The following is a 19423-nucleotide window of genomic DNA, read 5'->3' as shown; positions in this document are numbered from 1 at the left end:
ACGAGCACCACACTGAAACGTCGTCATTCCTTGTAAGAAGGCCGTGGGCTGTGTCTGTCGAGTTCGTCACCTGCACCTACCAGTACCGTCGGGGCCCGGTCGTCCTCGACAGACTCAGCTTCGCCTTCCCCCCGGGCCGCACCGTGCTGCTCGGGCCCAACGGGGCGGGCAAGACCACGCTGCTGGCGCTGGCCGCCTCCGCGCTCAAGGCGCACTCCGGCTCCGTCTCCTTCGCGGGGCTCGACCCCGCCGTACGTTCCCAACTGCGGGAGTACCGACGCCAGGTCGGGTGGATGCCCCAGCACATCACCCCCGCCCCCGGTATGACGTGCCGGGAGCAGGTCGCCTATGCCGGGTGGCTCAAGGGTATGTCCCGGCGGGACGCGTGGGACGGAGCCCTGGCGGCGCTCGACCGTGTGGGACTCGCCAAGAAGGCGGACCAACAGGCGTCGTCGTTGTCCGGTGGCCAGCTGCGCCGGGTCGGCGTGGCCCAGACGCTGGTGCACTCCTCCCGGCTCGTGCTGATGGACGAACCGACGGCGGGCCTCGACCCCGCGCAGCGGAGCACGTTCCGCAAGGTCGTCGAGGAACTCGCCGGAAGTGCCGACATCGTCGTCTCCACCCACCAGACCGAGGACCTCTCCGAGGTCTACGACCATGTCGTCGTCCTGTCGGACGGCGTGGTCCGGTTCACCGGCACCGTCCAGGAGTTCCACGCCCTCGCCCCGCGGGACACCGCGTCTGGCCGCGTCGCGGACGGCGCCTACACGGCGGTTCTCGGCGGAGGCGAGGCGTGGTGATGTTCCGTCTGCACCCGCGCGCGAACGCGGCCGTTCCCGCCGCTCCCGTGCTGCTCTGTATCGTCGCCATCTACGTCACCTCGAACTACGTCGCCGGGGACCTGGACGGCTACTGGACGGCGGCCACCGCCAAGGCCGTCTCCGCCATGATCTTCATCGCCCCGGTCACCGCGGCCTGTGCCGCCTGGGAGGCCGGAAGGCTCCGCCGCGCCAAGGTCGGTGAGGGCACCCCGACCCGCAACGGGTGGCAGATCGCCGCGGCGGCCCTCGTACCGGTCGTGCTGCTGGGCCTCCTCGCCCTCGCGGCGGCACTCGCCGTGGTCCGCCTGCAGATGGAGTCGGCTCCGGGGTGGCCGGATGCCCGGATCATCGCCGCGGCGTGCGTGGTCCTGTGCGCCCACATCGCCCTCGGCTACGCCGTCGGCATGTGGCTGCCCGCCGTGGCCGCCGTCCCGGTGATCCTGGTCGGTGACTACCTGTGGAACGTGTACCCGCCGGCGCTGGAGCCCCTGTGGCTGCGCCACCTGACCCAGCCGGCCTTCGGCTGCTGCTCGAACAACTCCGCGGTCTACCCGGGGGCCGTCACTGCACCCACGCTCGTGGCCGTCGGCCTGGCCGCGCTGGCTGTCGCCGCCGCGGCCCTCTCCCGGCGTACGCCCCGGCGCGGCAGCCTGCCCCGGGCCGTCCCCTACTGGGGTGCCGCCCTGGCCGTGGTCGCCGCCACGGCCACCACCGCCACGGGTGTCAGGCTGGTGGACCGACTCGGCCCCGACGCGATCGAGGCCCGCCCGGTGTCCGATCTGGTCTGCGCCGACCCTCGGGGCACCCGGGTGTGCGTCTGGCCCGAGCACGCCTCCCGTCTGACCGGGACGGCCCGCACCGTGAGCACGGCGGTCGAACGCCTGCGCGCCGTCGGAGTGAGTGCACCCGACGTCGTCACCGAGAGCGGCCATCGCCCCGGGCCCAGGCAGTGGACGATGACCGTGCGGCAGGATCCCGCGTTCACCGACCAGGACCTGCTGACCAGCCTGACCTCCGACCTCGCGGTGATCCTCGTCGACGCCCCGCACGGTGACACCCGCGGAGACTGCCCGGCGGATCCGGCCACCGCCGCACAGCGGGCGTTCGACTCCCAGGACCAGCTCGGCGTCTGGCTGTCGGTGCGGGCAGGTCGGAGTCAGCAGGAGGCCCGGGACGGCACCGATCCACGGATCTGGGCGCCGGTCGGTCGTGTCCTCGGCACCAGCGCGGCCGACCAGAGGACCTGGTTCCAGGACACCCTCGGCCAGGCGCGGTGCATGCCGCGATGACCTGGTGGATCCACACACGGCGCACGACCCTGCTCACGCTCGTCACCGTCGGCTTCTGGGCGGCGGCCTTCGCCCTGGGCAACAGCCGCCTGCCGCTGCCCCAACTGGGCGGAGCCACCTCGGCGGACGTCCCGTTCATCCTGTTCGCCCCCTTGGCACCGGCCATCGCCCTCAACGCGTGCTACGGCACACCCACCCCCGTCGAGCGAACAGCGCTACGCCGGGTCGCCGCCCTCGACTCCCTTCTCGCCGTCGCGGTGGTGGCGGCCTCCGCGGCCGTGGCGACCCCCGTCATGGCGGGCTGGATCAGCGGCCCCGACGCGTTCGCGGCCGAGTCGGCCGTCCGCAACCTGGCCTTCTACACCGGGCTCGCCCTGATCGGCAGAGCGGCCCTCGGCAACCACGCCTCCACGGTGATCCCGACGCTGCTCGCGCTGGTCGTGTCGGTCTTCGGCTACGGCCCCGAGCAGACGGCCCATTGGTGGGCATGGCCCGCGGCACTCCCCTCCGACCCCCTCTCCTGGGCCGGATCCGCCGTGCTCCTGTCGATCGGCCTGTACCTGACGGCGCGGGGGGACTTTCCGCGGCGTTGGGCGACCTTGGCGGACGGGTCATGAAAGCCTGTGCGCATGATGCCTGCTGACGGCGTACTGGCCATCCTCTCCGTGCTCCGGCAGGCGCAGGTCGCGGTCTGGATCGGGGGCGGCTGGGGCATCGACGCCCTGATCGGCGAGCAGACCCGCGAGCATCGGGACCTTGACCTGATGCACCGCCAGGAGCAGGAGCCCGCGGTGCTGTCGGCCCTCGCGGAGGCGGGCTTCGTGGAGACCCTCGACTGGCGCCCGGTCCGCTTCGTGATGGGGGCTCCGGACGGCCGCGAGATCGATGCGCACCCCCTGGCCTTCGCCGAGGACGGCTCCGCGACCCAGGCCTCCCTGGAGCCGTCACGTCCGTTCCGCTACCCCGCGTCGGCGTTCGTGACGGGCAGCATCGGCGGGACGCCGGTCCCGTGTCTGTCGGCAGAACAGCAGGTCGAGTTCCACCAGGGCTACGAGCCGGCGGACCGCGACCGGCATGACATGGCTCAGCTGCGGCGCGTGTTCGGGATCGCCACGCATTTCTGATCCCGTCCCCGCGCTGTGCGGCCCCTCCTGGGCCACAGGGCTACGCGGCCCGTCCAGGGCTCCTGAGGATCTCCGTCAGGGCGGAGATGCTGTGGTCACCGTGGCCGGCTTCGACCGCACGCTTGAGCAGATCGTGGAACGGCCTGTGCCAGGCCATGTCGAGGTTCGCTTCCCTGCCGAGTTCCTCGTCGTGGGCGGTGCCTGCCAGGAAGAGGTTCACGGAGGAGGCGGGCCTGGTGTAGTCGCCGCGGTCGATCTCCTCGGCGAAGACCGGCAGTACCGAGTTGATCATTTCGAACCACTTGACGCTGAACCGAACCATCGAGGCCGCCGTGAGGCCCCGGGCCTGCAGGGCCGCAGCTCCCTGGAAGAAGCCGACGAGCGCGGGTAACAGGGTGCCGCCCACCGCCATCTCGTACAGGGCGGCGAGGTCGGGGTCCGCACCGAGATAGACGGTGTCGCCGCCGAGGACCCGCAGCGTCGGGGCGAACTCCTCGAACACGCCGATGTCACCGCCGTAGTACAGGAGGGTGTCCTCGGCGCCCACGGCCGACGGCACGTTCTTGATCGCTCCCCCGAGGTAGCGCGCTCCGTGCCCGAGCGCCCACTCGGCCATCTGCCGGGCCCCGGCCGGTGAGCCGCTGTTCAGGGTCACCAGGGCTCGCCCCTTGAGCCCGGCGGCGGCCGGTTCGAGGGCCTCGACGGTGTTCTCGAACGTGGTGAGACAGGCGACGACCAGCGGACTCACCGCCACCGCCTCGGCCACGGTGTGCGCGTGAACAGCCCCCTTGGACACTAGGGGCGCGGCCTTCCCGGGTGTCCTGTTCCAGACGGTGGTCGGGTGCCCGGCGGCGATGAACGCCTCGGCCAGCGCGCTGCCCATCGAGCCCAGCCCGACGACGGTGACGGGAGTGCGGTGCTGCCCGGTCATATGTTGCTCCTGCCTGGAACGGATCCTTCTGAGCACCTGAAATGACGTCAAACACGAGCTTCGGGCGTCGAGTTGCTGCCATCCGGATGCGCTGCCTGCTCCATGCTGTGGGCGCGCCATCACATCTGCAAGTACCTACAATTTTGTCGGGTACCCACATTTTTGTCAGTGGAGGACAGATGACGAAGCGGAGCTACACCTGCGGGCTCGACGCCGCCATCGACGTCATGGGAGGGAAATGGAAGGGGCTGATCCTGTTCTGGCTCGGCGAAGGGCCACTGCGCTTCGGTGAGTTGCGCCGGACCGTGTCCGGCATCAGTGAACGGATGCTGATCCTGCAACTACGGGAACTGGAGGCCAGCGGCCTGGTACACCGCGAGGTCCATCACCAGGTCCCACCGAAGGTGGAGTACTCCCTGACCGACTTCGGCCACTCCCTCGTCACGGCACTCGTCCCGCTCGGGCAGTGGGGCGAGGACAACATAGAGCGTCTCGAGGGGCTCCGGTGAGGGGGCCCACGGCCTCCTTTGCCGCCCCCTTTGCACATCCACAGGAAAGATCCAGCTCCGGCACAGCCCGCACCCACCCCCGCCGCACACGATGCCCTGGTGACATCAGCGACCGATCCCCACCCCCACCCGACCGTGACCGCCACCCGCGTGCCCCCGCGGGCCCCGTCGGAGGTCCCACCCCCGACTCCCCCGGACAAGACGCCGCGCTGGTCGCCGCCCGCGTTGATCGCGATCCTGATCACGGCGGCGGTGCTGTACTCGTGGAACCTCTCCGGTTCCAGCCTGAACAGCTTCTACAGCGCGGCCGTGCTGAGCGGCACGGAGAGCTGGAAGGCGTGGTTCTTCGGCTCGCTGGACGCGGGGAACTTCCTCACCGTCGACAAGCCGCCGTTCGCCCTGATGGTGATGGGGCTGTCGTGCCGGATCTTCGGTTACGGCACCTGGCAGATGATGCTGCCGATGGTTCTGGTCGCGCTGGCGACGATCTGGATCGTGCACTCCTCGGTGAAGCGGGTGTGGGGCCACGGCGCGGCGACGGTGGCCGCGCTGGTGCTGGCGCTGACCCCGATCACGGTCGCCATCAACCGTGACAACAACCCCGACACGCTGCTGGTGTTCCTGATGGCCGGCGGTGCGGCGCTCGCCCTGCGCGCCGTGCACAACGGCAGGTTGCTGCCGCTGGTCGGATCCGCGGTGTGCTTCGGTCTGGCCTTCAACACCAAGATGCTCCAGGGCTACATCGCGCTGCCCGCCGTGTTCGCGGTCTACCTGTACGCCGCGAAGCCGAAGCTCGTGAAGCGGATCGTGAACCTGCTGATCGCGGGCGCCGCCCTGGCCGTCTCCAGCTTCTGGTGGGCCGCGGCCGTCTCACTCGTGCCCGCCGACGAACGCCCGTACATCGGCGGTTCGACGGACGGCACGGCCTGGGACCTGATCATGGGCTACAACGGCCTCGGCCGAATCCTCGGCGGCGAGGGCAACGGCGGAGGCGGCGGCGGTGGAGGCGGTGGCTTCTCGGGTACGGCAGGCATCGGGCGGCTCTTCAACGACATCCTCGGCGGCCAGATCTCCTGGCTGATCCCCTTCGCGGCGCTCGCGTGCATCGGCGGCCTCGTGCTGTGCGGCCGCGCCCCGCGCACCGACCTCACCCGTGCCGCGCTGCTGCTGTGGGGCGGCTGGACGGCCCTGCACTACCTGACCTTCGCCATGGCCGAGGGCACGATGCACCCGTACTACACGACCGCGCTCGCCCCGGGCATCGCGGCGCTGTGCGGAGGCGGCGGCGTGATGCTGCTGCGCGCGTTCCGCGCCGACAAGCGGTGGGCGTGGGTGCTGCCGGTGGGGCTGGCGGTCACCGCCGTCTGGGCGGTCGTACTACTGCGGCGGGCCTCCGGCTGGAACACCTGGCTGTGGCCGGCGATCACCGTCGTCATGGCCCTGGCGATCGTGGGCCTGCTCGTCTTCCGGTCCGCGTCCGGGAACCGGCTGCGGCTGCTCGCGGCCTCCGTGGTGGCGGCGATCGTCGCGGCGGTCGCGGGGCCCGCGGCGTACGCCTGGTCGGTGCCGTCCGGTTCGGGCGCCGGCATGGGCGGTACGAATCCGACGGCCGGCCCCTCGACGGGCAGCGGCTTCGGCGGCGGCCCCGGTGGGGGCGGTGGCGGCCGGGGTGGCTTCGGCGGCGGCCGGATGCCGGACGGTGGGCGTCAGCAGAACGGCCAGAACAGCCAGGCCAACGGCCAGACCGACGGTCAGGCCGGGCAGCAGGGCGGCTTCCCGGGCGGACCGCAGGAGGCTCAGAACGGCCAGAACGGCCAGGCCCCCGGCGGCACCGGCGAGACGGGCGGTACGCCGCCCAACGGAGCCGGCGAGACCGGCGGTACGACCCCGGGCGGCACCGGCACCAGCACCGGCACCAGCGGCACCCCCGGCGGCATGGGCGGCGGAGGCTTCGGCGGTGGCGGCATGGGCGGCGGCGCGACCAACGAGCTCATCACGTACCTCAAGAAGCACCAGGACGGCGCCAAGTGGCTGCTGGCGGTGTCGAGTTCGCAGAGCGCGGCCCAGCTGATCCTCAGCAGCGGTGAGCCCGTGATCTCCATGTGGGGCTGGTCCGGCAGCGACAAGGCGATGACCCTGGCCAAGCTCAAGGAACTGGTGAAGAACGGCGAACTGCACTACATCCAGATCGGTGGCGGCGGCATGGGCGGCGGCCCCGGCGGCGGCAGCGACGTCAGCTCCGCGGTCACGGAGTGGGTGCAGAAGAACGGGACGGCCGTGAAGGAGAGCGAGTACAGCACCAACTCCTCGTCCTCGTCCTCTTCGTCCTCATCCTCCTCTTCGCAGAGCAACCAGTCGACGATCTACCGCCTGGACGCGTCGGACGTCAGCTGACACCGACTCGGCTCATCGCGTGAACGGCCCCCGGCTCCCTGTCGGGTGCCGTTTCGCACTCCCGTACGCGCAGCAACTCGCGTAGACAAGCCCCGTTTTGCCGTTTCCCGTCACCCAATGGACACGCGTAAGCCCTCGACACCACCGCATGTCCATGCCACTCTCCCGTTTGCCGCCTCCATTCAACCCGCGTAGATGGGACACCCCACATGCTGGCGACACACATACGCCACCGCCGCTGGAAGTCCGTGGCGCTGACGACGGCAGCCGTCCTGGTGGGACTCACCACCCCGGCGCTCATGGCCTCCCCGGCCGCGGCCACCACGACGGAGTACGACGACACGTACTACGCCGACGCGATCGGCAAGACCGGTACGGCCCTGAAGGACTCGCTGCACACGATCATCAGCGACCAGACGAAGATCTCGTACTCGGCGGTCTGGAACGCGCTGAAGGCCACCGACCAGGATCCGAACAACACCAACAACGTGATCCTGCTGTACAGCGGTGTCTCCCGCAGCAAGTCCCTCAACGGCGGCAGCACCGGCAACTGGAACCGCGAGCACACCTGGGCCAAGTCCCACGGCGACTTCGGCGAGGCCATCGGCCCCGGCACCGACCTGCACCACCTGCGCGCCTGCGACGTCCAGGTCAACAGCATCCGCGGCAACCTGGACTTCGACAACGGCGGCAGCGCCGTCACGGGCGGCGGCGGCAGCACCGTCGACTCCGACTCCTTCGCGCCCCGCGCCGCGGACCGGGGCGACGTGGCCCGCATGATCCTCTACATGGCCGTGCGCTACGAGGGCGACGACGGCTGGGCCGACCTGGAGCCCAACGAGAGGGTCAACAACGGCAGCAACCCCTACATGGGCAAGCTCTCCGTCCTCAAGGCATGGAACGAGGCGGACCCGCCGAGCGCCTTCGAGGAGCGCCGCAACGAGGTCATCTACGACTCCTACCAGCACAACCGCAACCCGTTCATCGACCACCCGGAGTGGGTCGAGGCGATCTGGTAGACGCGCCCGAAGGGCTCGGCCTCACTTCCGTGCAAGGGAGGCCGAGCCCTTCGCGTCCCGTGGATCAGATGCGGGCGCCCGTCCAGCGAGCGGCGGATCAGGCCCCGACGTGTCCGGTCACCACCTGTACAGCGGAATGACCTGCGCCGATCCACCACCGTTGACCCGGCTATGAAGAAGATCAGCGCGCTCGCCGCGCTCACCATGGCAGCCCTCGTCCTCGCCACCCCGGCCCACGCCGACGACGGCGACCGGGGCCGTGTCACCATCGCCGGCTACACCACTCCCAACCTCTGCAGGCAGGCCCTGGCGCTCGTCCCGATGGCGGCACCGTGGACCGGTCCCGCGGTGGACGACGCCTGCTACAACCGCGACCACAACACGCAGGAGCAGGGCTCCTGGATCATCATGTCGTGAGGTGGGTGGGCGCGAACATCCGCAGCACCGCCGGGAGGACGACCACCGACGGGCCGGGGGTCTGAAGCGCCTTCGCCAGATCCGCCTCCAGCGTCTCCGGGGTCGTCCGGGCCCCGGGGACACCGAACGACTCCGCCAGCGCCACGTAGTCCGGCCGCGTCAGTTCGGTCGCGGTGGCCTGGCCGAAGGCGTCCGTCATGTACTCGCGCAGGATGCCGTAGCCGCCGTCGTCGACGATGAGCCAGGTGACGTTCAGGTCGTACTGGCGGGCCGTGGCCAGCTCGGCGATCGAGTACAGGGCGCCTCCGTCGCCGGAGACCGCGAGCACCGGGCGGGTCGGGTCCGCGGCGGCGGCGCCGAGTGCCGCGGGGAAGCCGTAGCCGAGGCCGCCGGCGCCCTGAGCGGAGTGCATGTGGTTGGGGCCCTTGGCGTCGAAGGCCGACCAGGCCCAGTACGCGAGGATCGTCATGTCCCAGAAGGACGGGGAGTCGGCGGGCAGGGCGCGCCGGACCGACGCCAGCACGTCCTGCTCCAGGGTGAGTTCCTGGCCGTCGATCCGCTCCGACACCTTGCCGAGCACCTCACGCACCCGCTCCGGCGCCGTGACGTCCTCCCGCTCCGACACCGTCTCCAACAGCGCCTGCAACGCGAGGCGCGCGTCCGCGTGGATGCCCAGCGCCGGGTGGTTGGACTCCAGTTTGCCGAGGTCGGCCTCGATCTGGATGACCCGGCCGCGCGGCTTGAAGGTGTGGTAGTTGGACGACAGCTCCCCCAGCCCCGAGCCGACGACGAGGAGTACGTCGGCGTCCTCCAGGAAGTCCGTGGTGTGCCGGTCCTCGATCCAGGACTGGAGGGACAGCGGGTGCGTCCAGGGGAAGGCGCCCTTGCCGCCGGGGGTCGTGACGACGGGTGCCCGGAGCGTCTCCGCCAGCTGACGGAGCTTCTTCGAGGCGTCGGCGCGGACCACTCCCCCGCCCGCGATGATGGCCGGGCGGGCGGCGTGGGAGAGCAGGTGGGCGGCCACCGCTGTCAGTTCGGGGCGCGGGGGCAGGTCCTCCGGGAACGCGTCGCCGCCCGTCACCACCGGGATCGACGTCCCGGCCAGCAGCACGTCCTGCGGGATCTCCACCCACACCGGGCCGTGCGGGGCCGTCAGCGCCGACTTCCAGGCCGCCTCGATCGCGGAGGGGATCTGGGACTGGGTGCGGACCGTGTGGACCGATTTCACCACGCCCCGGAACGACGCCGCCTGGTCCGGGAGTTCATGCAGATAACCATGTCTGCCGCCGCCCAGTCCCGCCGTCGGGATCTGGCTGCTGATCGCCAGCACGGGGGCGGAGGCCGCCGCGGCCTCCTGGAGTGCGGCCAGCGAGGTCAGCGCGCCGGGGCCCGTCGACAGCAGCAGCGGGGCGGCCTCGCCGGTGATCCGGCCGTACGCGTCCGCCGCGAAGCCGGCGTTGTTCTCCACCCGCAGCCCGATGTACCGCAGGTCGGAGCGCCGTAGCGCGTCGAACATGCCGAGCGCGTGCTGGCCGGGCAGTCCGAAGACGGTCGTCGCGCCGAGCCCGGCCAGCGTCTCCACGACCAGGTCTCCGCCGTTGCGGCCGGCGGGAGGGTTCAGTGCGGCGGCGGTCTGCTCCTCCGTCGGGCGGAGCACCAGGTCGTGGTCGTGGGTCACTTGCCCTCGTTCTCCTTACGGGCCGCCGCGATCTGGCGGGACATGATCGTGGTCAGTTCGTACGCCGTGTGGGACGCGGCCACCGACGTGATCTCGGCGTGATCGTACGCGGGGGCCACCTCGACGACGTCGGCGGAGACCAGGTTGCACGACGCGAGACCGCGCAGGATCTCCAGCAGCTCGCGGGAGGTCATGCCGCCCGCCTCCGGCGTACCCGTGCCGGGGGCGTGGGCCGGGTCGAGGCAGTCGATGTCGATGGAGATGTAGAGCGGCCGGTCGCCGATGCGCTGGCGCAGCTGGTCGGCGATCTCGTCGGCGCCGCGCCGGTAGACGTCGGCGGAGGTGACGATGCCGAAGCCCATCTTCTCGTCGTCGGTGAGGTCCTGCTTGCCGTACAGCGGGCCGCGGATGCCGACGTGGGAGAGGGCGGAGGTGTCGAGGATGCCCTCTTCGACCGCGCGCCGGAACGGCGTGCCGTGCGTGTACTCGGCGCCGAAGTAGGTGTCCCAGGTGTCGAGGTGGGCGTCGAAGTGCAGCAGGGCGACCGGGCCGTGCTTCTTGGCGACCGAGCGCAGCAGCGGCAGCGCGATGGTGTGGTCGCCGCCCAGGGTCATCAGGCGGGCGCCGGAGCCGATCAGGTCGTCGGCGGCGGCCTCGACGGTCTCGACGGCCTCGTTGATGTTGAAGGGGTTCACGGCGATGTCGCCGCCGTCCGCGACCTGCGCGAGGGCGAAGGGGGAGGCGTCCTGTGCCGGGTTGTACGGGCGCAGCAGCCGGGACGCCTCGCGGATCGCGTTGCCGCCGAAGCGGGCGCCCGGCCGGTACGAGACCCCCGAGTCGAACGGCACGCCGACCACGGCGACATCGGCGCGGCCGACCTCGTCGAGGCGGGGCAGCCGGGCGAAGGTGGCGGGTCCGGCGTACCGCGGGATGCGGGAGGAGTCGACGGGGCCGCGGGGGGTCTCGTTGCCAGTCATCGTGAAATGCCTTCTTTCCTACGCTTCGTCGCGTATGTACTTCTGCCGGTGACTCTACTGGGGAGCCGACACCGGTTCGGACACGAGTTCGGGGTCCCGCCCGGCGAGACGCTCACGCCAGGCGGCGAGTACGGCCGCGTCGGTCGGCCTCGTCATCAAGGAGACGGCGATGTACGCGGCGAGGGAAGACAGCAGGCCGTAGTAGACCGGTTCGTTGGCGAGGATGCCGTGGGTCGCCATCAGGGTGATCACGGCGACGCCGCCGACGACGACCGAGGCGAGCGCGCCCTGCGCCGTGCCGCGCCGCCACAGCAGCCCGCCGAGGATCGGCACGAGCAGCCCGCCGACCAGCAGGTTGTAGGCGACGGTCAGCGCCTCGACGACGTTGTTCAGCGCGATGGCCGTACCGATGACGGCGAGGCCCATGAGCAGGATGAAGGCACGGTTGCCCTTGACCTCGTCGTGCTGCTCGCCCGATTCCGGTGCGCCCGCCGGCCGGACGGCTCCGCGCAGCCGTGACCAGATGTCGTTGTTGGCGACGGTCGCGCAGGCGATGAGGGCACCGGACGAGGTGGACATCACGGCGGCGAGGGCGGCGGCCAGCACCAACCCCCGTACGCCGACCGGGAGTTCGTCCTTGACGATGGTCGCGAAGGCGTCGTCCGCACTACCGAGCCTGGGGTAGAGCACCTTGGCCGCCGTACCGATGACGGCGCCGGCGAGGGCGTAGACGAGGCAGTAGGTGCCGGCGACGGTGCCGCCCCACTTGGCGGTCTTGTCGCTGCGGGCGGTGAACACGCGCTGCCAGATGTCCTGCCCGATGAGCATGCCGAAGGTGTAGATCAGGACATAGGTGAAGATCGTCTCGCCGCCGATGCCCAGCGGGTCGAAGTACTCGGTCGGCAGCTTGGCCTTCATCTCGCTGAACCCGCCGGCCTTGACGACGGCGATGGGGAGCAGGAGCAGCAGCACGCCGACGGTCTTCACCACGAACTGCACCATGTCGGTGAGGGTGATCGACCACATGCCGCCGAGCGTCGAGTAGGCGACGACGATCGAGCCGCCGAGGACGATCGCGACGGTGCGGTTCATGTCGAAGAGGACGTCGAAGATCGTGGCGTACGCGATGGTCGACGTGACCGCGAGCATGAGGGTGTACGCCCACATGACGACACCGGAGATGACACCGGCCCGGCCGCCGTAGCGCAGGTCCAGCATCTCGGAGACGGTGTAGACCTTGAGGCGGGCGATGCGGGCGGAGAAGAAGACGGAGAGGGCGAGGAGCCCGAGGCCGATGGTGAACACCATCCAGGCGCCGGAGAGCCCGTACTGGTAGCCGAGGCCCACGCCGCCGATGGTGGACGCGCCGCCGAGGACGATCGCGGCCATGGTGCCCGAGTACATGGTCGGGCCGAGGCGACGGCCCGCGACCAGGAACTCGCTCTTGGACTTGGCGCGGCGCATGCCCCACCAGCCCATGGCCAGCATGCCGGCCAGATAGACGACGATGACTGTGTAGTCGACGGCCATGTTGGGGCCTCCTTCGCGAACATCCCGGTGGCGTGTCGTGCAGATGGGGGGTGGGGACGTCGGCAGCGGCTCGCGGGGACATCCGCCCGTACCCGCGGCTGCCGGTCTGGAACGACAGTAGGTGGCCGGAAAGTGACTGCGAAGTGTACGTTTCATCCATCTGAGGCTGCACAGCTGGAGGAAACGTCCACATGCCGGATCCCGCCGTTCCGCCGACCCCACCGGTACCGCTCTCGGCGCTCCTGGCCCGCGAGGACCTGGGCCTGCGCCGGATCGCCGGGCCGCCGGACGCGGACCCGGCCATCCACTGGGCGCACACCTCGGAGATGGCCGATCCGTATCCGTATCTGCTGGGCGGCGAGCTGCTGCTGACGGCCGGGGTGCACATCCCGGAGGCGGCGGGCTCGGGGACGTACTTCGACGACTACGTCTCCAGGATCGTGGCGGCGGGCGGCGCGGCGCTCGGCTTCGGGCTCGCCCCCGTGCACGACACGGTGCCGCGCGCCCTGGTGGCCGCGTGCGACGCGTACGGCCTCCCGCTGCTGGAGGTCCCGCCCCGGACCACCTTCTCGGGCGTGGCCCGCGCGGTCTGGCAGCTCATGGCCCGGGCCCGGCACGCCGAACTGCGCCGCGTGACCGAGGCCCAGCAGAGCCTGGCCGCGGCGGCCTCCCGCCCCGACCCGGTCCGTGCCGTCCTGCGGCAGCTGGCCCAGCGGGTGGGCGGCTGGGCGGTGCTGTACGGGCCGGAGGGGGCGGTGATCGGGGAGGCCGGCCGGGAGGCACCGGGGGATGCGGCGCGGGTGGCGTTGGCGGGGCTGGCGGGGGTGGTGCGGCCGGTTGGGGGTGCGGGGGCGGCTACGACCGCGGCAACGGCTGGGGGCGGGGCCGGGGCTTCGGGCGCATCCGGCAGCGTGACCACGTGGCAGACCAGCGGACCGGAGGTCACGCGAGCGGCCGCTCTCGACGCCGGACGGGCACCCGGTCGCCCCGCCACGCGGCAGACCACCCGGTCCGAAGCCCCACCCCTTGGCCTCGGCGCACCCGGCACGACCGGCAGCCGCGCGTCCTCCGCGCCCGCCTCCCCCTCCCCCGCCCCTCTCTCGTCAGCCGCCCCACCCCCAGCTCCGCCCACCCCCACCTCCGCCACCGACACCATCGCCGGCACCCACCTCGCCGCCTACGCCCTCGGGGCCGGCCAGGGCTTCGTCCTCGGGGTCGCCGCCCCGCGCCGGGACCCCGGCGACCACACCATCGCCTCCGTCGCCGCCGTGCTCCTCTCCCTCCTCACCGGCGAGCACCAGAGCGGCTCGGGAGCGGCCCGGTCGTCGGCGCTCGTACGGCTGCTGCTGGGCGCCGAGCCGCAGGCCGTGGCCCCGCTCCTCGGCGCCGACCGCTGGGTCGTGGTGCACGGCCGCCCCGACGCCCAGCCCTGCGACTCGGTGGCGGCCTCGGCGCTGGGCGCGGCCCTCGGCTCCCCGCTGGTCGACCTCGCGCGGGACGTCGTACGCGTCCTCGCCCCCGCGGACCGTGAACCGGCCCCGCTGCCCGGCTGGACCCTGGGCGTGAGCGCCCCCGCGTCCGCGGCGGAGTGGCCGGCCGCCGACGCCCAGGCGGCCCGGGCCCTGTCCCGCGCCCGGGCCACCCGCACGCCCCTGTTCCGGCACGGCACCCACCGCCCGGCCCTCACCGACCTGCTCTCCGTGGACGAGGCGGAGTCGCACGCCCGCGCCCTGCTCGCGCCCCTCACCCCGCCCCTGACGGAGACCCTGCGCACCTGGCTCTCGCTGCACGGCAGTTGGGACCGCACGGCCGTCGCCCTGTCCGTCCACCGCAACACGGTCCGGCAGCGGATCGCCCGTTGCGCGGCGCTGCTCGGCACCGACCTGGACGACCCGGACGTACGGATGGAGTTGTGGTTCGCCCTGCGGCACGGCGAAGGGTGATCGGCACAGTGACCCGCGTCGCACGCGCCCCGGAGCCGGGCGTTCCCACAGTTGTCTGCCTCACAATGGGAGGCATGCCGATACCCGGGACACCCAGCCGCGCCGAGCTCGTCGACCATCTCGTCAGAACCCGCATCGCGGGCGACGTCGCCACTCCCCGCGAGAACAACCTCTCCCACTACCGCAAGCTGGCGAACGGCGACCGCCACTACTGGCTCGGGCTGGAGCTCGGCGACCGCTGGACCGACGAGCAGGACGTCCTCGCGGTGATGGCGGAGCGCGTCGGCGTGAACGACGACGCGGAGCACCGCCACGGCCAGGACACCATCGACCCCGAGCTGACGGTGGCCGCGCTGGAGCGCATGGCGGCCCGGCTGCGCAAGGCGGCGGACGGGCAGCAGCGGGTGCTGTTCGCGACGGGCCACCCGGGCGGCCTGCTGGACGTGCACCGCGCCACGGCGCAGGCCCTGCGGGCGGCGGGCTGCGAGATCGTGGTGATCCCCGAGGGCCTGCAGACCGACGAGGGCTACGTCATGCAGTTCGCGGACGTGGCCGTCCTGGAACACGGCGCCACCCTCTGGCACACCCACTCCGGCGCCCCGATGAGGGCCATCCTCACCGGACTGGAGCGCGAGGGCCGCCCGCTGCCGGACCTGGTCGTCGCCGACCACGGCTGGGCGGGCTACGCCGGTCAGCACGGCGTGGACTCCGTGGGATACGCGGACTGCAACGACCCGGCGCTGTTCCTCGCGGAGGCCGAGGGGACCGTACAGGTGGTGGTGCCGCTGGACGACCACGTGGTCAGCCCGCGCTCCTACGACCCGATGACGGCGTATCTGCTGCGTGAGGCGGGACTGGCCGACTAGGGGGTGTTTCGAAGGTCCCGTGCGGTGCCCGCGCCCGCCGCGGCAGCGGCTGGTGTCGCAGCCGGTGCGTGCCCTCGGCGCGCCGGACGAAGGCCTTCGTACTGGACGTACCTGGGCCTTTGGCCGGTGCGGCGAGGGTGCGTGCCGGGCGCCGCGGGTGCTGTGCGGGGCTTTCGAAACACCCCCTGGGCGTGCTCGACCGCGAGCGGGGCCGGCCGACGACGGGTCCGGCCCGCAGGACGGCGGGCCGTCACCGCGGGACGCGGACCACGCCCTCCTGGATCACCGACACCGCCAGCTGCCCGTCCTGGGTGTAGATACGGGCCTGGCCGAGGCCGCGCCCGCCGTGGGCCGACGGCGACTCCTGGTCGTACAGCAGCCACTCGTCCGCGCGGAACGGGCGGTGGAACCACATCGCGTGGTCCAGCGAGGCCCCGACGACGTCGCCGACGGCCCAGCCGCCCCGGCCGTGCGCGAGCAGGACCGAGTCGAGCAGGGTCATGTCGGAGACGTAGGTGGCGAGGACGACGTGCAGGAGCGGGTCGTCGGCCAGCTTGCCGTTGGTGCGGAACCACACCTGGGAGTGCGGTTCGCGGGGCTCGCCGAAGCGGCCGTACGGCGGCTCGTCGACGTAGCGCAGGTCGACCGCCTGGCGTGCCTCCAGGAACCGCTCGACGACGTCCGCGTCCAGGTGGCCGTAGCCGCGCAGTCGCTCCTCGGAGGTGGGGAGCGTCTCCGGATCGGGTGCGGGCGGCATGGGCGTCTGGTGGTCCATGCCCTCCTCGTGCAGTTGGAACGAGGCCGACAGGGCGAAGATCGGCTTGCCGTGCTGGACGGCGACGACGCGACGGGTGGTGAAGGAGCGGCCGTCGCGCATGCGGTCGACGTTGTAGACGATGGGCGCGCCCGGGTCCCCCATGCGCAGGAAGTACGCGTGGAGGGAGTGGGCGGGCCGGTTCGCGGGGACGGTGCGTCCGGCGGCGACGAGCGCCTGGGCCGCGACCTGACCGCCGAAGACGCGCGGGACGACGGCGGAGCGGGACTGGCCGCGGAAGATGTCCTCCTCGATCTGCTCCAGGTCGAGCAGATCGAGGAGACCCTGTAGTGCCTGGTTCATGGCACCTTTTCTACTGGCAGGAATTTCAGGGGCCTCGCCGGCCCGGGTGCGGAGGGACCCGGGTGCTTACAGGCCCATGTCCTTCGCGATGATCGACTTCATGATCTCGCTGGTGCCGCCGTAGATGCGGTTGACGCGGTTGTCCGCGTACAGGCGGGCGATCGGGTACTCGTTCATGAAGCCGTAGCCGCCGTGCAGCTGGAGGCAGCGGTCGATGACGCGGTGCGCGACCTCGGTGCAGAAGAGCTTCGCGGAGGCGGCCTCGGCGGGGGTCAGCTCACCGGCGTCCAGGGCCTCCAGCGCGCGGTCGGCGACGGCCTCGGCGGCGTCGACCTCGGCCTGGCAGGCGGCCAGCTCGAACTTGGTGTTCTGGAAGGAGGCGACGGACTTGCCGAAGACGGTGCGGTCCTGGACGTACTCCTTGGCGAACCGCACGGCCGCCTTGGCCTGGGCGTAGGCGCCGAAGGCGATGCCCCAGCGCTCGGAGGCGAGGTTGTGGCCGAGGTAGTAGAAGCCCTTGTTCTCCTCGCCGAGGAGGTCCTCGACCGGGACCTTGACGTCGACGAACGCCAGCTCGGCGGTGTCGGAGGTCTTCAGGCCGAGCTTGTCGAGCTTGCGGCCGACGGAGTAGCCCTCGGACTTGGTGTCCACGGCGAACAGGGAGATGCCGTGGCGGCGGTCCTCGGCGCTGGGCGCGTCGGTGCGGGCGCAGACGATCACGCGGTCGGCGTGGACGCCACCGGTGATGAAGGTCTTGGCGCCGTTGAGGACGTAGTGCGTGCCGTCCTCGGAGAGCTTGGCGGTGGTCTTCATGCCCGCGAGGTCGGAGCCGGTGCCGGGCTCGGTCATCGCCAGCGCCCACATCTCCTCACCGGAGACGAACTTCGGCAGGAAGCGCTTCTTCTGCTCGTCGGTGGCGAGCATCTTGATGTACGGCAGGCCGAGCAGCACGTGCACGCCGGAGCCGCCGAACTGCACACCCGCGCGGGCGGTCTCCTCGTACATCACCGCCTCGAACTTGTACGAGTCGATGCCGGCGCCGCCGTACTCCTCGTCGACGCGGATGCCGAAGACGCCGAGTTCGGCGAGCTTGTAGTAGAAGTCGCGGGGCGCCTGGCCCGCCGCGAACCACTCGTCGTAGACCGGGACGACCTCGGCCTCGATGAAGGCGCGGATGGTCTCCCGGAACGCCTCGTGATCCTCGTTGAACACCGTACGGCGCACGCCGCCCACCCTTCTTTGCGCCTAAACCGGCGCCGCTCTCGCGTACCTGGTTGCTCGCCGTCGGGGTTCCTCAATTGATGGTTGCGGTCCCATGGCTAAGCGCTTGCTCACTCAACCGTACCGGCGAGTATCCACAGGCGTCCAGAGGTCAAGGTCCGTAACGCTCGTCACGCCCGCCCCCCTCAGATCCGTACGTCCTCCTCGCTCCGCCGGGCCGGACGCCGCCGCGTGCCGCGCCCCGCCCGCAGCAGCCGTACGGCCACGAGGGCCAGGACCGCCACGACCACGGCCGCCAGGATCACCTTGGAGTAGAGGCCGACCAGGTCGGTGACCTCGTGCCAGCGGGCGCCCAGCGCGTAGCCGGCGGCGATGAAGGCGGTGTTCCAGATGAGGCTGCCGGCCGCGGTGAGGGCGAGGAACAGGGGCAGCCGCATGCGCTCCACACCGGCCGGTATCGAGATCAGGCTGCGGAAGATGGGCACGAAGCGGCCGAAGAACACGGCCTTGGTGCCGTGCCGGAGGAACCACGCCTCGGTCCGCTCCACGTCGGCGACCTTCACCAGCGGCAGCCGCGCCGCCACCGCCATCAGCCGCTCCCGGCCGAAGAGCGCGCCCAGCAGATACAGGGCCAGCGCACCCACCACCGAACCCGCCGTCGTCCAGACGACCGCCGCGACGACGTCCATCCGCCCCTGACTCGCCGTGAAGCCCGCCAACGGCAGGATCACCTCGCTCGGCAACGGCGGGAAGAGGTTCTCCAGGGCGATGGCCAGCCCGGCACCGGGGCCGCCCAGCTTCTCCATCAGGTCGGCGGCCCAGCCGGCGACTCCGCCGACGGGGGCGTCGGCCGTAACAGCAATGATCACGCCGCTACTTTACTAAGTCTTGACCTAAGGGCCGCGTGAGTGAGCACGAGGCCGCGGACGGCTCAGGCCACCCCGGCCGCCCCGAACGCCCCCCGCGCCATCCGGTGCAGCAGCTCCGCCGTGACCCCCCGGCCCGGCAGCGAGCCCGGGCGCCCAAGGTGCGGGGTCGAGTTGAGCAGGCCGAAGACCGAGTGGACGGCGGAGCGGGCGGTCGGCTCGGTGAGGTCGGGGTAGACCTTGCGGACGATGTCCACCCACAGCTCGACGTACTGCCGCTGGAGCTGGCGCACCAGCTTGCGGTCGCTGTCGCGCAGGCGGTCCAGCTCGCGGTCGTGCAGGGTGATGAGGGGCCGGTCGTCGAGGGCGAAGTCGATGTGGCCCTCGATGAGGGAGTCGAGGACCGCCTCGGGCGGCACGCCGTCGGCCTCCGCGAGGCGCCGCTTCGCGCCCGTCAGCAACTGGCCGCTGATCCCGACCAGGAGCTCGGCGAGCATCGCGTCCTTGCCGGCGAAGTGGCGGTAGAGACCGGGGCCGCTGATGCCCACGGCGGCGCCTATCTCGTCCACGCCGACGCCGTGGAAACCACGTTCGGCGAAGAGCCGCGCGGCTTCCTTGAGGATCTGCTCGCGGCGGGTGGGGGCGTCGGTTCTGGTGGCCATGGAAGCAATTCTAGACAGGGAGGTTAGCGGTCGTTAACCTGAAGGAAATGCGTTAACGC

18 protein-coding genes are annotated in these 19423 nt (G+C 71.5%); 10 read left to right on the top strand and 8 right to left on the bottom strand.

Annotation, left to right across the window (positions count from 1 at the left end; genetic code table 11):
- Nucleotides 1-50 precede the first annotated feature (50 nt).
- From ACFZBP_RS15645 to ACFZBP_RS15630, 4 genes are read left to right on the top strand one after another with little or no spacing between them, the layout of a single operon-like run.
- Nucleotides 51-800 carry an ATP-binding cassette domain-containing protein gene (locus ACFZBP_RS15645; protein ID WP_383454516.1) on the top strand — a complete coding sequence of 250 codons (750 nt, stop codon included), beginning with the start codon at nt 51-53 and terminating at the stop codon, nt 798-800.
- Nucleotides 794-2110, top strand: a complete 1317-nt coding sequence (locus ACFZBP_RS15640; protein ID WP_391413451.1) for a hypothetical protein — start codon at nt 794-796, stop codon at nt 2108-2110. Before ACFZBP_RS15645 ends, ACFZBP_RS15640 begins: the two co-directional genes overlap by 7 nt.
- Entirely contained in the window at nt 2107-2727 is a 621-nt protein-coding gene (locus ACFZBP_RS15635) for a hypothetical protein (RefSeq protein ID WP_391413449.1), read from the top strand. Before ACFZBP_RS15640 ends, ACFZBP_RS15635 begins: the two co-directional genes overlap by 4 nt.
- Nucleotides 2728-2739: 12 nt before the next feature.
- Nucleotides 2740-3234: a nucleotidyltransferase domain-containing protein gene (locus tag ACFZBP_RS15630; RefSeq protein WP_391413447.1), complete on the top strand. Its 495-nt coding sequence runs from the start codon at nt 2740-2742 to the stop codon at nt 3232-3234.
- Between the two features lie 40 nt (nt 3235-3274).
- Here the strand turns inward: ACFZBP_RS15630 and ACFZBP_RS15625 are convergent, their stop codons facing one another.
- A complete protein-coding gene (locus tag ACFZBP_RS15625) occupies nt 3275-4165 on the bottom strand; it encodes an NAD(P)-binding domain-containing protein (protein ID WP_391413445.1) in 891 nt (296 codons plus the stop codon).
- Nucleotides 4166-4344: 179 nt separating this feature from the next.
- Here ACFZBP_RS15625 and ACFZBP_RS15620 point away from each other — a divergent pair, with 179 nt between their 5' ends.
- From ACFZBP_RS15620 to ACFZBP_RS15605, 4 genes are all read left to right on the top strand, one after another.
- The gene (locus tag ACFZBP_RS15620; protein ID WP_383454530.1) at nt 4345-4674 is read left to right on the top strand and encodes a winged helix-turn-helix transcriptional regulator; all 330 of its coding nucleotides are present in this window, start codon (nt 4345-4347) and stop codon (nt 4672-4674) included.
- A gap of 99 nt (nt 4675-4773) precedes the next feature.
- Complete coding sequence (locus tag ACFZBP_RS15615; RefSeq protein WP_391413443.1) at nt 4774-7068, top strand: glycosyltransferase family 39 protein; 2295 nt, start codon at nt 4774-4776, stop codon at nt 7066-7068.
- Nucleotides 7069-7277: 209 nt separating this feature from the next.
- On the top strand, nt 7278-8087 hold the full coding sequence (locus ACFZBP_RS15610; protein WP_391413441.1) for an endonuclease: 810 nt from the start codon (nt 7278-7280) through the stop codon (nt 8085-8087).
- A 171-nt stretch (nt 8088-8258) separates the two neighbouring features.
- Nucleotides 8259-8504 carry a hypothetical protein gene (locus tag ACFZBP_RS15605; protein WP_383454543.1) on the top strand — a complete coding sequence of 82 codons (246 nt, stop codon included), beginning with the start codon at nt 8259-8261 and terminating at the stop codon, nt 8502-8504.
- On the opposite strand, the gene ACFZBP_RS15600 is transcribed toward ACFZBP_RS15605, so the two are convergent.
- From ACFZBP_RS15600 to ACFZBP_RS15590, 3 genes are read right to left on the bottom strand one after another with little or no spacing between them, the layout of a single operon-like run.
- The gene (locus ACFZBP_RS15600) at nt 8494-10182 is read right to left on the bottom strand and encodes a thiamine pyrophosphate-binding protein (RefSeq protein ID WP_383454546.1); all 1689 of its coding nucleotides are present in this window, start codon (nt 10180-10182) and stop codon (nt 8494-8496) included. The two genes, ACFZBP_RS15605 and ACFZBP_RS15600, sit on opposite strands and share 11 nt — an antisense overlap.
- Nucleotides 10179-11159, bottom strand: a complete 981-nt coding sequence (gene speB / locus ACFZBP_RS15595; protein WP_391413438.1) for an agmatinase — start codon at nt 11157-11159, stop codon at nt 10179-10181. Before speB ends, ACFZBP_RS15600 begins: the two co-directional genes overlap by 4 nt.
- A gap of 54 nt (nt 11160-11213) precedes the next feature.
- Nucleotides 11214-12689, bottom strand: coding sequence for a sodium:solute symporter (locus ACFZBP_RS15590; RefSeq protein WP_391413436.1), 1476 nt, complete (start codon nt 12687-12689; stop codon nt 11214-11216).
- 191 nt (nt 12690-12880) lie between these two features.
- On the opposite strand from ACFZBP_RS15590, the gene ACFZBP_RS15585 reads away from it, so the two are divergent.
- Together ACFZBP_RS15585 and ACFZBP_RS15580 are read left to right on the top strand one after the other, a co-directional pair.
- Nucleotides 12881-14632: a helix-turn-helix domain-containing protein gene (locus tag ACFZBP_RS15585; protein ID WP_391413434.1), complete on the top strand. Its 1752-nt coding sequence runs from the start codon at nt 12881-12883 to the stop codon at nt 14630-14632.
- A gap of 74 nt (nt 14633-14706) precedes the next feature.
- On the top strand, nt 14707-15498 hold the full coding sequence (locus tag ACFZBP_RS15580) for a phosphatase (protein WP_383454563.1): 792 nt from the start codon (nt 14707-14709) through the stop codon (nt 15496-15498).
- 250 nt (nt 15499-15748) lie between these two features.
- Here the strand turns inward: ACFZBP_RS15580 and ACFZBP_RS15575 are convergent, their stop codons facing one another.
- The 4 genes from ACFZBP_RS15575 to ACFZBP_RS15560 all read right to left on the bottom strand — a co-directional run bounded on the left by ACFZBP_RS15575 (nt 15749) and on the right by ACFZBP_RS15560 (nt 19364).
- Nucleotides 15749-16615 (bottom strand): acyl-CoA thioesterase domain-containing protein, encoded by an 867-nt coding sequence (locus ACFZBP_RS15575; protein ID WP_391413431.1) that lies wholly within the window; start codon nt 16613-16615, stop codon nt 15749-15751.
- A gap of 66 nt (nt 16616-16681) precedes the next feature.
- On the bottom strand, nt 16682-17839 hold the full coding sequence (locus ACFZBP_RS15570; RefSeq protein WP_383454568.1) for an acyl-CoA dehydrogenase family protein: 1158 nt from the start codon (nt 17837-17839) through the stop codon (nt 16682-16684).
- Between the two features lie 182 nt (nt 17840-18021).
- The gene (locus tag ACFZBP_RS15565) at nt 18022-18642 is read right to left on the bottom strand and encodes a DedA family protein (RefSeq protein ID WP_383455002.1); all 621 of its coding nucleotides are present in this window, start codon (nt 18640-18642) and stop codon (nt 18022-18024) included.
- A gap of 125 nt (nt 18643-18767) precedes the next feature.
- Nucleotides 18768-19364, bottom strand: coding sequence for a TetR/AcrR family transcriptional regulator (locus ACFZBP_RS15560; protein ID WP_062720811.1), 597 nt, complete (start codon nt 19362-19364; stop codon nt 18768-18770).
- Between the last annotated feature and the right edge of the window lie 59 nt (nt 19365-19423).

Origin of the sequence: Streptomyces sp. NPDC008086 (genome assembly GCF_042957325.1) — a bacterium.
GTDB lineage: Bacteria > Actinomycetota > Actinomycetes > Streptomycetales > Streptomycetaceae > Streptomyces.
This window is presented reverse-complemented; position numbering and strand designations above follow the sequence as displayed.